The organism is Delftia sp. DS1230, assembly GCF_040112715.1.
Lineage (GTDB): Bacteria > Pseudomonadota > Gammaproteobacteria > Burkholderiales > Burkholderiaceae_C > Comamonas > Comamonas tsuruhatensis.
In genome coordinates, this window is record NZ_CP157763.1 from 5979098 (window position 1) to 5993317 (window position 14220).

Sequence of the window (14220 nt, forward strand, 5' to 3'; positions counted from 1 at the left end):
GGCACCAATGGAACAAATGGAACAATAGGCCCATGGAACCTGTACCCGACGCCACCGTCTACATCGTCGACGACGACACCGATGTCCGCGAAGCGCTGGCCTGGCTGCTGCGCTCGCGCCGCCTGCTCAGCGAATGCTATGACAGCGCAGAGGCCTTCGACGCCATGCTGCAGTCGCGCCCACCGCCACGCAATCCCTGCTGCCTGCTGCTGGACATGCGTATGGGCGGCATGAGCGGGCTGGCGCTGTTCAACCTCATGCTGGAACGCAACCAGATCGCAGGCATGCCCGTGATCTTCCTGACCGGCCATGCCGACGTGCCCACGGCCGTGGACACCGTCAAGCGCGGCGCCTTCGACTTCTGCGAGAAGCCTTTCTCGGACAATGCCCTCGTGGACCGCATCGAACAGGCGCTGGAACTGTCGGCCCAGCACCAGGCCGAAACCCGTGCGCGCGAAGCCGTGCGTGCACGCTTCAACGAGCTGACGGAGCGCGAGCGTGACGTGATGCGCCTGGTGGTCGAGGGCATTCCCAACAAGCTCATCGCCGACCAGCTGGACATCAGCGTGCGCACCGTCGAGGTCCACCGCGCGCGCGTCTTCGACAAGATGCAGGTCAAGTCGGCCGTTGAACTGGCCAACCTGCTGCGCACACACGGCTGACCCCTTCAGAAATACGTGGCAATCACGTCCACCACGTCATAGCGGTCATTGACGACGGCCAACTGCCGCCATTTGTCAAAGGTCAGGCAGGGGTGGGAGATGTCGAAGGCCAGCATGTCGCCTATGCGCAGGCCATCGTCCTCGGCCACCTTCAGGAAAGCATGCTGGTCCATCATGGCCGTGACCTCCCAATGGGGCGGTGTGGCCACCGGCGCGGCATCACCGGGGCGGTAGCGCAGCGCGGGCCGGGGCGGCACGGCCTCGAAGGCGGTATCGCGCTTGCCCAGCGCCACGATGGCGCGGCCGGGCTCGGGCAGCGACTGCACATAGGCCCAGACCTGCAGCGCAGGCTGCAGGCTGGCACGCATCTGCTGCGCCACGGGATTGGTCTGGTCGATGCGCCGCTGCGCTGCCTGGTAGATGCCCGCGTCATGCGTGAGATAGCAGCCCGGGCGCAGCACCAGATCCAGCGGACCGCCGATGTCGGCCTTGCCGAACTCCTGGGCCACCACGTCATACCAGGCCGAGCCGGCGCCAGTGAGCACAGCCGGGCTGCGCTGCAGCCGGCCCTCGTCCGCCAGCCGCTGGAGCCAGTCCACGGCCCGTCGCAGCAGGGTGCGGATGGGTTCTTCTTCCTTGAGCACGCCCTCGTAGACCTCGATCCCGGCCAGTCGCACGCCGGCACCGGCCCGGGCCAGCGCGTCCAGCAGCGGCTGCATCTGCGCATCGGAGCGAACGCCCGTGCGCCCGCCGGGCGGGCCCAGTTCGATCAGCACCTGCACGGACCGGCCCGCTGCGCCAAAAAAGGCGGCCAGCTGCTCGACCTGCTCGGCACAATCGACCAGGCAGAAGAACTCGAAGCCGGGATCGGCCAGCAGCTCGGCCACGGCCGCCATGTTGCGCCGGCCGATCAACTGGTTGGCCATGAGCACGCGGCGCACGCCATGGGCATGGGCCACGCACGTCTGCTGAGCGGTGGCCAGCGTGATGCCCCAGGCGCCCGCGTCGATCTGCTGGCGGAACAGGCGGGGCGCCATGGTCGTCTTTCCGTGGGGCGCGAGCTGGGCGCCGTAGGCATCCACAAAGCGCTGCATCCAGGCCAGGTTGTGCGACAGGCGCGACTGCGACAGCACGGCCACCGGCAAACTCAAGTCTTCCCGCAGCAGATTCCAGCCCTGCGCGGCAGCGTCCTGCGGTGTGCAGGGGGCGGACAGCGCGCCCAGGCCCTTGTCGAGCGGGCTGACCACGTCGGCCGCGCCCGCTGTGCTTGCTTCACTCATACGACTCCCCATTGATGGATGGGAGCCAGCATAGGGCAATGCCGGTGCCCGCCCACGCAAAAACGCCCCGCGTTGCGGGGCGTTGCATCTGGCACAGAGACCGGGTCAGCGGGGCTGCTGGTACTGGGGCTGGTATTGAGGCTGCTGGTACTGCGGCTGCTGTTGATACTGGGGCTGCTGTTGGTGCTGCTGCGGGATCTCGCCCACGAAGATCTCCACGCGGCGGTTCATGGCACGGCCGCTGGCCGAGTCGTTGGAAGCCACGGGCTGGTGCGAGCCACGGCCTTCGGTGGCGATGCGGGCGCCCGAGACGCCTCGCATGGTCAGGTAGTTGCGCGTGCTGTTGGCACGGTCCAGCGACAGCGGGTTGTTGATGGCATCCGAGCCGGTGCTGTCGGTGTGGCCGATGATGCGCACCTCGGCATTGGGGTTGTTGCGCAGGCCCTCGGCGAAGCGGTCCAGGATGGGAGCGAAGTTGCCCTTGATGTCGGAACGGTTGGTATCGAACGAGATGTCGCTGGGAATGTCGAGCTTGAGCTGGTTGTCGGCCGTCTGGCTCACGTTCACGCCCGTACCCTGGGTGGCCTGCTCCATCTCGCGCTTTTGCTTTTCCATGTTCTGCGACCAGATGTAGGTGCCCAGTGCGCCCACGCCAGCGCCGATCACGGCACCCGTGCCGGCCCTGCCGCCGGTGACGGCGCCCAGCACGGCGCCAGCTGCAGCGCCCACGCCAGCGCCCGTGGCCGTGCGGCGCTGGGTGTCGCTCATGTTCGCGCAGCCGGAGATGAACAGTGCGGCCGCCGTTGCGGCGGCCAGAACGATGTGCTTGCGCATTGGAAACTCCTTTTGAATCTTGGGAACGCACCGTGCGGTAGCGCCAGGGTCCCCATTATGGAAAGCAGGCTGCGCACAGCCTATCAGTGCGGGCAGGGCATACCCGTAGGACGGCGCCCGCTCCGCGAGGCCGCCTCCACGGCCGTCACGGGCCGCTGCGATCCTGCCCGGGAGAGGGTTTGTCTGGAGACGGATGCGAATCCCGTGGCGTGTCCACGGGCAACTCGCCCTTGCGGCGTCCGGAGAACATGGTCCACCACACAATAGCGACCAGAATCACCAAGGCCAGCAGTGCTTCGAGCAAAATCAACCCCATGAATTTCCACCTCCTGCGCCATGCCGCGATGGCGCTGATTGTAGGGACGCTGGTCGCCTGCACGACCACCACCAAGCCGGTCTACGACCCCTCGCCCGTACCCGATCTGCAGCCGGGCGGCTCTCCCGCCGTCACGCCCAGGCCCCCGCTGGTCACCAACACGCCCACCAAGAGCCGCTGGATCGCGGCCGACTGGAGCGAATTGCCCGGCCTGCAGGAGGACGCGCTGCACGAAGCCTGGAATGCGTGGCTCAAGAACTGCGAACGACCCAGTTCGGTCTTCGCAGGCCTGTGCCGCGATGTGCGCCAGCTGAGCATCGCCACGGGCGACGAGCAGCGCGCCTGGCTCATGGCCAATCTGCAACCCTACCGCATCGAGGCGCTGGGCGGCGGCCCGGACGGCATGCTGACCGCCTACTACGAGCCGCTTTTCGAGGCGCGGCGCCTGCCCGGCGACGGATTCAACGTGCCCCTGTACAAGACGCCGGCCGGCGCCGGCTTCGGCAGCCGCAAGCCCTGGTTCTCGCGCCAGCAGATCGAGACCCTGCCAGAGGCCCAGGCGGCCCTGGCAGGCCGCGCCATCGCCTGGCTGCGCGACCCGGTCGATGCGATGGTGCTGCACATCCAGGGATCGGGGCGCCTGAACATCACCGAGCCCACGGGCGCGCAACGCACGATCCGCGTCGCCTTTGCGGGCACCAATGACCAGCCCTACAAGAGCGTGGGCCGCTGGCTGCTGGACCAGGGACTGGTGCGCGACGCCACCTGGCCCGGCATCAGCGCCTGGGTGGCCGCCAACCCCGGCCGCGTCAATGAAATGCTGTGGAGCAACCCGCGCTACGTCTTCTTCCGTGAGGAGCCGCTGGAAGGCCTGGACCTGCAGTTCGGCCCCAAGGGCGCCCAGGGCGTGGCCCTGACGCCAGGCCGCTCCATCGCCGTGGACAAGCAGAGCATCCCCTACGGCACACCGGTCTGGCTGTCCACATCCGGGCCCACCGTGGCGCTGAACCGCCTGGTCTTCGCCCAGGACACGGGCAGCGCCATCGTCGGCGCCGTGCGCGCCGACTACTTCATGGGCTGGGGCCCCGAAGCCGGCGACCTGGCAGGCCGCATCAAGCAGAACCTGCGCCTGTGGGCCTTCTGGCCGCGCGCCCTGGCGAGCCAGGCACCGCACTTGAGGTGACCCCCTGAGCGGCTACGCCGCTTCCCCCTCTCTACTCGCTTCGCGAGGGAGGGGGAAGGCGCCCTCGCAGCGCCTCAGGGGGTATCGAAGTACCTCGTGACGCGCGGCGGTTCCTTGCCCTTGTGATACGCCAGCTTGCGGTCGCGCAGCGCCACGTCGGCGGCGGTGACGCGGTCGAAGCGGCGAAGGTGCTCGGTCCATGACTCGTCGATGATCTGCTCCACGTAGCGCTCCGGGTGGCTCATGCTGTGCAGCAGGCTCCAGCCCAGCGCGCCCTGGCGCATGCGGCTGCGGCGGCTTTCCTGCATGAGGGCGCGGAAGGCCTCGGCCTGGGTGGGGTCGATCTGGTACTCGATGGTGACGACCACGCGGCCGGCTTCCGGGATGTTGACCTCGGGGCGCTGGAAGGCCTTGGAGGGGCTCAGGTCCTCCTCGATCTGGCGGTCGCGCACCAGGCGCTGCACCAGCAGCATGCAGGCCACGCCGCTGGCGGCGGCCACCATGAGGCTGCCGCGCACGCCCACCATGCTGGCCACCTGTCCCCAGAGCGCGGCGCCTGCCGCCGTGCCGCCCATGATGGACATCTGGTAGATGGACATGCCTCGCGCCCGCACCCAGTTGGGCAGGGCCATCTGGGCCGAAACGCCCAGCACGTTGGCCGTGGAGATCAGCGCCATGCCGGCCAGCATCATGGCCGGCACCGCCATGTAGACATTGGGCGACAAGGCCACGGCCAGCGTGGCCAGCGCATGCACGGCAGAGCCCGACCGGATCAGCCTTTCCTTGGACATGGCCTGGCGCAGGCGCGGCAGGAACATGGCGCCCACGATGGCGCCCGCCCCCATGGAGGCCAGCAGCAGCGTGAAGGTCTCGGCGCCGCCCCCGCCCTCGGTCGGGCCGTGCAGGCGCTGTGCCACCAGGGGCAGCAGGGCCATCACCGCCGTGCACTGCAGGAAGAAACACACCGTGCGCGCCAGCACCGCATGCATGCGCGGCGACTCGCGCACGAACTGCAGGCCCACGCGCATGGCCGAGGGCAGGCGCTCGCGGCCCAGCGGGTTGGCCACGTGGCGGCGCTTCCAGCGGATCAGCACGATGCCCGAGATGACGGACAGCACGGCGTTCAGCACGAACACCCAGGCACTGCCCAGGCTGGCGATGATGGCGCCCGCCACCAGGGGTCCGATGATGCGCGAGGCGTTCATGGCCACCGCGTTCAGCGCCATGGCCGAGGGCAGGTGGTGCTTGGGCACGAGTTCGGGAATCAATGCCGAGAACACGGGCCAGCGCATGGCCAGGCCGATGCCGTTGGCAAAGGTCAGCACCAGCAGCCAGTGCGCCGTCATCCGGCCCGAGAGCACGAACAGGCACAGCACCAGAGCCACGGCCGCCACCCAGAACTGGGTGACGATGAAGTAGCGGCGCCGGTCCAGGATGTCGGCCAGCGCACCGCTGGGCAAGCCCAGCAGGAAGACGGGCAGCGTGGAGGCCGATTGCACCAGGGCCACGAGCACGGGCGAGGTGGTCAGCGAGGTCATGAGCCAGGCCGCCGCCACATCGTTCATCCACATGCAGGTATTGGCCGCCATCCAGATCAGCCAGAGCATGCGGAAGGTAGGGCCGGACAGCGGCGCCCAGACGCCCTGCTGGGCCTGGGCCGTCTTCTGGCCTTCGGCCTCGGCGGCCGCCCTGTCGGCAGCGGCCATGCCGGACGGGTCCTCGAGCAGGGTGCCCGGCGCCCCCGCTCCCGAGGGCTCGGCCGGGGGCTGGGTGGAAGGCTCGGTTTCTGAGGCGGGTGGCTGGGCGGGGTCTGGTGTTGATTGTTCTGCGGCCATGTGTCCCGATTCTCGGGCCAAACGCGGGGTGGCGCCAGAAATGGTTGCCTTACTAATAACCACGATCACCACCTTGTACGACAACCGTTTTTCGCTCCTGTTACAGGAGCACACTGTCGCTTCGGCGCGACCTTCATAGGCCAGTCCGCCGGCCTGCGGCTACTGGCCCGGCAGTCCCTGGCCCGCCATGGGTCCCAGCTGGGACAGCGGCAGCGCATGGCTGGACTTGATCTCGCCCAGCGAGAAACTGGTCTGCATGTCCTTCACGTTGGGCAGGTTCAGCAGCGTGTTGCGCGCGAACTGCGCAAAGCTGTCCAGGTCGCGCGCCACCACCTGCAGCTCGAAGGTGCCGGTGCCGCTGATGTAGTGGCAGGTGACCACCTCGGGCAGCTTGCGGATGGCGTCCTCCATCTCCAGCGTCAGCGTGCCGGCCGTGCGCACGGCATCGAGCCGCACGAAGGCCAGCACGCCCAGGCCGATCTTGTGGCGGTCGATGTCGGCGTGGTAGCCGCGGATGAAGCCCGCTTCTTCCAGCGCCCGCACGCGGCGCCAGCACGGCGCGGCCGACAGGCCCACGCGCTGGGCCAGCTCGGCATTGGTCAGGCGCGCGTCGGCCTGCAGGTGGCCGAGGATGGCAATGTCGAATTTGTCCAAAGTTTGCACAAAACACCATTTTCAAGAAAGATCCTTGCTCAGAATACTTGAAACAGCGCAAAGAAAGCAAAGACCTATCAGACGAGCACGAATACACTGAAAAAAGGCGATTTGGTTCAGACAACGAGTGCCGTGCATGCCTCTTTCCCGTTCCGGGCAGGACATGACAGGGCACCGACCATCGATGGAGACAAGCCATGAATGCCCCACTGCCCGAAGACGTGCGCCGCGCCCTGGAGACGGTCACCCTCGACGACAAATACGCTCTGCAGCACGGCCGTGCGTTCATGAGCGGAGTCCAGGCCCTTGTACGCCTGCCCATGCTGCAGCGCCAGCGCGACGCTGCAGCGGGCCTGAACACCGCAGGCTTCATCAGCGGCTACCGGGGCTCCCCGCTGGGCGGCTATGACCAGGCGCTATGGGCCGCGAAAAAGCACCTCGAATCCAACAACATCGTCTTCCAGCCCGGCGTCAATGAAGAGCTGGGCGCCACGGCCGTCTGGGGCACGCAGCAGCTGGATCTCTATCCCGAGACCAAGAAGTTCGACGGCGTCTTCGGCCTGTGGTACGGCAAGGGCCCGGGCGTGGACCGCTGCTCCGACGTGTTCAAGCACGCCAACATGGCGGGCACGGCCCGGCACGGCGGCGTGATCGCGCTGGCCGGCGACGACCACATCAGCAAGAGCAGCACGGCCGCCCACCAGAGCGACCACATCTTCAAGGCCTGCGGCACGCCGGTGTTCTTTCCCAGCAATGTGCAGGACATCCTGGACATGGGCTTGCATGCCTTTGCCATGAGCCGCTTCTCGGGCCTGTGGTCGGGCATGAAGACCATCCAGGAGGTGGTCGAGTCCTCGGCGAGCGTCTCGGTGGAGCCGGACCGCGTGAACATCATCCTGCCCGAGGACTTCCAGATGCCGCCCGGCGGCCTGCACATCCGCTGGCCCGATGCGCCGCTGGAGCAGGAGCAGCGGCTGATGAACTACAAGTGGTATGCGGCCCTGGCCTATGTGCGCGCCAACCGGCTCAACCACAACGTGATCGAGGGCCCCAACGACCGCTTCGGCCTGATCGCCAGCGGAAAGGCCTACAACGACATGCGCCAGGCCCTTGCCGACCTGGGCCTGGACGACGACACCTGCCGCCAGCTGGGCATACGCGTGCACAAAGTCAACGTGGTCTGGCCGCTGGAGGCCACCATCACGCGCGACTTCGCGCGCGGCCTGCAGGAAATCCTGGTGGTGGAGGAAAAGCGCCAGGTCATCGAATACCAGATCAAGGAAGAGCTGTACAACTGGCGCTCCGACGTGCGGCCCAACGTGGTCGGCAAGTTTAGCGATGAGCACGGCGGCGAATGGTCGGTGCCCAATCCCAGCCAGGACTGGCTGCTGCGCCCCAATGCGGACTTGACGCCGGCCCTCATCGCGCGCGCCATCGTCCAGCGCCTGACCAAGATCGGCGTGCCCGAACACATCGCCCAGCGCATGCACGAGCGCATTGCCGTGCTGGACGCCCGCGAGGCCGCGCTCAAGGTGGCCCAGAGCCAGCCCACGGGCGACCGCGTGCCATGGTTTTGCAGCGGCTGCCCGCACAACACCAGCACCCGCGTGCCCGAGGGCAGCCGCGCCGTGGCCGGCATCGGCTGCCACTACATGACGGTCTGGATGGACCGCTCCACCAGCACCTTCACGCAGATGGGCGGCGAGGGCGTGACCTGGGTGGGCCAGGCGCCCTTCACCAAGGACGCCCATGTCTTCGCCAACCTGGGCGACGGCACCTACTTCCACAGCGGCCTGCTGGCGATACGCCAGAGCATCGCGGCCGGCGTGAACATCACCTACAAGCTGCTGTACAACGACGCCGTGGCCATGACGGGCGGCCAGCGCGTGGGCGAGCGGCCCGAGGGCCATTCGGTGCTGCAGATCATGAACAGCCTCAAGTCCGAGGGCGTGGCCAAACTGGTCATCGTCACCGACGAACCCGCCAAGTACGACGGCGTGCCGCTGGCCGAGGGCGTGACCGTGCACCACCGCGACGAACTGGACCGCATCCAGCGCGAGTTCCGCGCCCTCAAGGGCTGCACGGCCATCATCTACGACCAGACCTGCGCCACCGAAAAGCGCCGCCGCCGCAAACGCGGCACGCTGGCCACGCCCGACAAGACCGTGGTCATCAACGAGCTGGTCTGCGAGGGCTGCGGCGACTGCTCGGTGCAGTCCAACTGCCTGTCGGTCGAGCCGGTGGAGACCGAGTTCGGCCGCAAGCGCCGCATCAACCAGAACACCTGCAACAAGGACTACTCCTGCGTGAAGGGCTTTTGCCCCAGCTTCGTCACCATCGAAGGCGGCCAGCTCAAGAAGCCCAAGAAGGAGAAAAAGGGCGATCTGTCCATGCTGCCCGCCATCCCGGAGCCCGTGCTGCCGGTGGCCGAGCAGGCCTGGGGCATTGTGGTGGCCGGTGTCGGCGGCACGGGGGTGATCACCATCGGCTCGCTGCTGGGCATGGCGGCCCACCTGGAGGGCAAGGGCGTGATCACCCAGGATGCGGCCGGCCTGGCGCAAAAGGGCGGCTCCACCTGGAGCCACATCCAGATCGCCAATCGTCCCGAGGCCATCTACACCACCAAGGTGGACATGGCCAAGGCCGACCTGGTGATCGGCTGCGACCCCATCGTCACGGCCACGCCGACCACCATGTCCGTGATGCAGCCGGGCCGCACCTTCGTGGCGCTCAACAGCCATGGCTCGCCCACGGCAGCCTTCGTCACCAACCCTGACTGGCAGGCACCGGACGACCGCTGCGCCAGCGCACTGGCCCAGGCCGTGGGCCCCGAGCTGCTGGGCAGCTTCGACGCCGAGCAGGTGGCCGTGCAGCTGCTGGGCGACAGCATCTACACCAACCCGCTGATCCTGGGCTACGCCTGGCAAAAGGGCCGCGTGCCGCTGTCGCATGCGGCGCTGATGCGTGCCATCGAACTCAACGGCGTGCAGGCCGACAACAACAAGGCCGCCTTCGAGTGGGGCCGCCGCTGCGCCCATGACCTGGCTGCCGTGCGCGCCCTGTTCCAGACGGCCCAGGTGATCCAGTTCGTCAAGAAGCCTTCGCTGACCGAGATGGTGGCCAAGCGCGTGGACTTCCTCACGGCCTACCAGAACGCCGCCTATGCGGCCGAGTACCAGGCCTTCGTGGACAAGGTCCATGCCGCCGAGCGCGCCGTGGCGGGCTCGGGTACGCGCCTGTCGCAAGCCGTGGCCCGCTATCTGTTCAAACTCATGGCCTACAAGGATGAGTACGAGGTCGCGCGCCTGCACACCGATGCGGCCTTCAGCCAGCGCATCGCCAGCATGTTCGAGGGCGACTACCGCGTGGTCCACCACCTGGCGCCGCCGTCGTCGGCCGCCAAGGACGAGCAGGGCCATCTGGTCAAGAAGTCCTACGGCCCCTGGATGCGCAAGGCCATGCAGGTGCTGGCGAAGATGAAGGGCCTGCGCGGCACGGCGCTGGACCCCTTCGGCCGCACGCAGGAACGCCGCACCGAGCGCGCACTGATCCAGGAATACCGCCAGTGCATAGAAGGACTGCTGTCCGAGCTCACGCCCGAGCGCCTGGCGCTGGCCGTGGAGATCGCCAGCATTCCCGAGGACATCCGCGGCTACGGCCACGTCAAGGAGCGCAACCTGGCTGCGGCCCGCACCAAGTGGAAGGCGCTGATGGCACGCTGGAACGCCCCGTCACGGGGCGCGGGCAGCACGGGACAGCCCGCAGTCGGCGTGGCCTGAAACCACACGGACAGCCCCGCCACAAGGGCGTCCTGTAAGATCGCGGCCGCCACCCGTACCGTGAGGTGCGGGCGGCGCGGTTGCCTCCGGGGCCGCTTCAAGTGCCGTCACGCCGGGCGCAAAAACCACGAAAAACCGCGCTCCACCCCTTTAAAAACGGCAGATGGCCGCCAGTTGCAGCCATCGTCGCCGAAAAACCCGCAGCAGCCAGATCCTGGCAGCCCATGTGGGTCAGGGCTGACGCATACAATGCTCCGTTCTCCTGCGCGGGCCCGTGCATATCGGCGTGCGCAGCGACCCTTTTTCGACCTTCCAATCCTGGAGTCTTGCCCGTGTTTATTTCTTCCGCTTTTGCCCAGACCGCACCCGCAGCAGCAGCCTCCGGGGGCGACTTCATGTCGCAGTTGATGGGCATGGCGCCTCTGGCGCTGATGTTCGTGGTGCTGTACTTCGTGATGATCCGTCCGCAGATGAAGCGCCAGAAGGAGCATCGCTCCATGATCGAGGCACTGGCCAAGGGTGACGAAGTGGCAACGGCCGGCGGCATCATCGGCCGCGTGACGCGCATGTCCGAGCAATTCCTGCACATCGAGATCGCCTCGGGTGTGGAAGTCCAGATCCAGCGCAGCGCCGTCGTCCAGGTGCTGCCCAAGGACACGCTGAAGTAAGCGTTGTCCCTGTCTTGCGGGTGTGCGGACCGCGCAGGCGGCAGCACACCCTTTTGTGCGTTGCTGTCTACAAAGAGCGAAGAGCGCGATCATGAACCGATATCCGGTCTGGAAGTACGCGATCATCGTGATCGCGCTGCTGGTAGGGGTGCTCTACACCCTGCCCAATTTTTTCGGTGAGGCGCCTGCGGTGCAGGTCTCCTCGGCCAAGGCCACCATCAAGGTGGACAACGCCGTACTGCAGAAAGTCGAAGAGGCCTTGAAGGCTGCCGATGTCAAGCCCGACGTCCTGTCCATCGAAGGCACCTCGGTGCGCGCGCGCTTCAACACGCCCGACGAGCAGCTCAAGGCCAAGGACGTGATCCAGAAGGCCCTGATCCCCGATGCCAACGACCCGGCCTACATCGTGGCCCTGAACCTGGTGTCGCGCTCGCCGCAATGGCTCACGGCCGTCGGCGCCAAGCCCATGTACCTGGGGCTGGACCTGCGCGGTGGCGTGCACTTCATGCTGCAGGTGGACATGGCTGCCGCCCTGACCAAGAAGGCCGACTCCTTTGCCGGCGACCTGCGCAGCTCGCTGCGCGACAAGAACATCCGCCACGGCGGCGTCTCGCGCAACGGCAACACCGTCGAGATCCGCGTGCGCGACGAAGCCATGCTCACGGCCGCGCGCAACCTGGTCTCCGACCAGTTCCCCGATCTGGCAGCCACCTCCGAGCCGGATGGCGCAGGCTTCAAGCTGCTGGCCTCCATCAAGCCCGAAGCCCTGCGCAAGGTGCAGGAGCAGGCGCTCAAGCAGAACATCGTCACCCTGCACAACCGTATCAACGAGCTGGGCGTGGCCGAGCCCGTGATCCAGCAGCAGGGCCTGGACCGCATCATCGTGCAACTGCCCGGCGTGCAGGACACGGCCAAGGCCAAGGACATCCTGGGCCGCACGGCCACGCTGGAAGTGCGCCTGGTCGACGAATCCTCCGAGGCGCGCGGCGCCGAACTGGGTTCGGGCCCCGTGCCCTTCGGCTCCGAGCGCTACCTGGACCGCAACGCCCAGGCCGTGATCGTGCAAAAGCAGGTCGTGCTGACCGGCGAGAACCTCACCGACGCACAGCCCGGCTTCGACAGCCAGACCCAGGAGCCCACGGTCAACCTGGTGCTCGATGCCAAGGGCGCACGCATCTTCAAGGACATCACGCGCGAGAACGTGGGCAAGCGCATGGCCATCATCCTGTTCGAAAAGGGCAAGGGCGAGGTCGTGACGGCTCCCGTGATCCGCACCGAGATCGGCGGCGGACGCGTGCAGATCTCGGGCCGCATGACCACGGCGGAAGCCAACGACACGGCCCTGCTGCTGCGCGCCGGCTCGCTGGCCGCGCCCATGGAGATCATCGAGGAATACACCATCGGCCCCAGCCTGGGCGCCGACAACATCAACCGCGGCATCCACTCCGTGGTCTGGGGCCTGGTGGCCATCGCGGCCTTCATGTGCGTGTACTACCTGCTGTTCGGCGTGATCTCCACGGTGGCCCTGTCGGTCAACGTGCTGCTGCTGCTGGCCATCCTGTCCATGCTGCAGGCCACGCTGACCCTGCCCGGCATCGCCGCCATGGCGCTGGCGCTGGGCGTGGCCATCGACTCCAACGTGCTGATCAACGAGCGCATCCGCGAGGAACTGCGCGGCGGCGCGTCGCCGCAGGCGGCCATCCATGCGGGCTACGAGAACGCATGGCACACCATCCTGGACTCGAACGTGACCACGCTGATCGCGGGCCTGGCGCTGCTGGCCTTCGGCTCCGGCCCGGTGCGCGGCTTCGCCGTGGTGCACTGCATCGGCATCCTGACCAGCATGTTCTCGGCCGTGTTCTTCTCGCGCGGCCTGGTCAACCTCTGGTACGGCCGCCGCAAGAAGCTCAAGAGCATTTCCATCGGCCAGGTCTGGAAGCCTGAAGACACCAGCCAGCTGCGCTCGGTGACGGCCAAGGGATCCAGCGTCGCCGATTCCGGCGCCAACAACTGAAAGGGGGAAGACCATGGAGTTCTTCCGCATCCGCAAAGACATCCCCTTCATGAAGTACGCGTTGATCCTCAACGCGGTGTCCTTCATCACCTTCGCGCTGGCCGTGTTCTTCCTGCTCACCCGCGGCCTGCACCTGTCCGTGGAATTCACGGGCGGCACCGTGATGGAGGTGGCCTATACCCAGCCCGCCAACATCGCCAAGGTGCGCGACACGGTCGCCGGCCTCGGCTACGCCGATGTCACGGTGCAGAACTTCGGCACATCGCGCGACGTGATGATCCGCCTGCCCGTGCAAAAGGACGTGACCTCGGCCCAGCAAAGCGAGCAAGTACTCACAGCACTCAAGAAGGAAGACGCCGAAGTCACGCTGCGCCGCACCGAGTTCGTGGGCCCGCAGGTGGGTGACGAGCTCATGCACAACGGCCTGATGGCCCTGGGCTTCGTGGTGCTGGGCATCGTGATCTACCTGGCCATGCGCTTCGAGTGGAAGTTCGGCGTGGCCGCCGTGATCGCCAACCTGCACGACGTGATCATCATCCTGGGCTTCTTCGCGTTCTTCCAATGGGAGTTCTCGCTGTCGGTGCTGGCCGGCGTGCTGGCCGTGCTGGGCTACTCGGTCAACGAGTCGGTCGTGATCTTCGACCGTATCCGCGAAGCCTTCCGCAAGTTCCGCAAGCTCAGCACCACCGAGGTGATCGACCACGCCATCACCAGCACCATGAGCCGCACCATCATCACCCACGCCTCCACCGAGGCCATGGTGCTGTCCATGTTCTTCTTCGGCGGTCCCAGCCTGCACTACTTCGCGCTGGCGCTGACCATCGGCATCCTGTTCGGCATCTATTCCTCGGTCTTCGTGGCCGCCGCCATCGCCATGTGGCTGGGCGTCAAGCGCGAGGATCTGATCAAGGCGCCCAAGGCTTCCACGGACCCCAACGACCCCAACGCCGGCGCCACCGTGTAAGCGGATGTTTTAGCCCTGGACCGGCTTACAC

General features: G+C 67.0%; 10 protein-coding genes. 6 read left to right on the forward strand and 4 right to left on the reverse strand.

What is annotated here, in order from left to right:
* Nucleotides 1-32: 32 nt before the first annotated feature.
* Nucleotides 33-662 (forward strand): response regulator, encoded by a 630-nt coding sequence (locus tag AAN986_RS26945; RefSeq protein ID WP_012202778.1) that lies wholly within the window; start codon nucleotides 33-35, stop codon nucleotides 660-662.
* A gap of 5 nt (nucleotides 663-667) precedes the next feature.
* On the opposite strand, the gene AAN986_RS26950 is transcribed toward AAN986_RS26945, so the two are convergent.
* Both AAN986_RS26950 and AAN986_RS26955 read right to left on the reverse strand, forming a co-directional pair.
* The gene (locus AAN986_RS26950; protein WP_047218916.1) at nucleotides 668-1942 is read right to left on the reverse strand and encodes an amino acid deaminase; all 1275 of its coding nucleotides are present in this window, start codon (nucleotides 1940-1942) and stop codon (nucleotides 668-670) included.
* A 105-nt stretch (nucleotides 1943-2047) separates the two neighbouring features.
* Entirely contained in the window at nucleotides 2048-2776 is a 729-nt protein-coding gene (locus AAN986_RS26955) for an OmpA family protein (RefSeq protein ID WP_016449372.1), read from the reverse strand.
* A 314-nt stretch (nucleotides 2777-3090) separates the two neighbouring features.
* Here AAN986_RS26955 and AAN986_RS26960 point away from each other — a divergent pair, with 314 nt between their 5' ends.
* Nucleotides 3091-4275: an MltA domain-containing protein gene (locus AAN986_RS26960; protein WP_017404060.1), complete on the forward strand. Its 1185-nt coding sequence runs from the start codon at nucleotides 3091-3093 to the stop codon at nucleotides 4273-4275.
* Between the two features lie 74 nt (nucleotides 4276-4349).
* Here AAN986_RS26960 and AAN986_RS26965 read toward each other — a convergent pair whose 3' ends face one another.
* Together AAN986_RS26965 and AAN986_RS26970 are read right to left on the reverse strand one after the other, a co-directional pair.
* Complete coding sequence (locus AAN986_RS26965; protein WP_047218915.1) at nucleotides 4350-6194, reverse strand: MFS transporter; 1845 nt, start codon at nucleotides 6192-6194, stop codon at nucleotides 4350-4352.
* 75 nt (nucleotides 6195-6269) lie between these two features.
* Nucleotides 6270-6773, reverse strand: a complete 504-nt coding sequence (locus tag AAN986_RS26970) for an Lrp/AsnC family transcriptional regulator (RefSeq protein WP_016449368.1) — start codon at nucleotides 6771-6773, stop codon at nucleotides 6270-6272.
* A 188-nt stretch (nucleotides 6774-6961) separates the two neighbouring features.
* On the opposite strand from AAN986_RS26970, the gene AAN986_RS26975 reads away from it, so the two are divergent.
* From AAN986_RS26975 to secF, 4 genes are all read left to right on the forward strand, one after another.
* The gene (locus AAN986_RS26975; RefSeq protein WP_016449367.1) at nucleotides 6962-10543 is read left to right on the forward strand and encodes an indolepyruvate ferredoxin oxidoreductase family protein; all 3582 of its coding nucleotides are present in this window, start codon (nucleotides 6962-6964) and stop codon (nucleotides 10541-10543) included.
* A gap of 332 nt (nucleotides 10544-10875) precedes the next feature.
* The gene (gene yajC, locus AAN986_RS26980; RefSeq protein WP_016449366.1) at nucleotides 10876-11211 is read left to right on the forward strand and encodes a preprotein translocase subunit YajC; all 336 of its coding nucleotides are present in this window, start codon (nucleotides 10876-10878) and stop codon (nucleotides 11209-11211) included.
* 91 nt (nucleotides 11212-11302) lie between these two features.
* Entirely contained in the window at nucleotides 11303-13225 is a 1923-nt protein-coding gene (gene secD, locus AAN986_RS26985) for a protein translocase subunit SecD (protein WP_016454252.1), read from the forward strand.
* Between the two features lie 13 nt (nucleotides 13226-13238).
* Nucleotides 13239-14189 (forward strand): protein translocase subunit SecF, encoded by a 951-nt coding sequence (gene secF, locus AAN986_RS26990; protein ID WP_016449364.1) that lies wholly within the window; start codon nucleotides 13239-13241, stop codon nucleotides 14187-14189.
* Nucleotides 14190-14220: the final 31 nt, after the last annotated feature.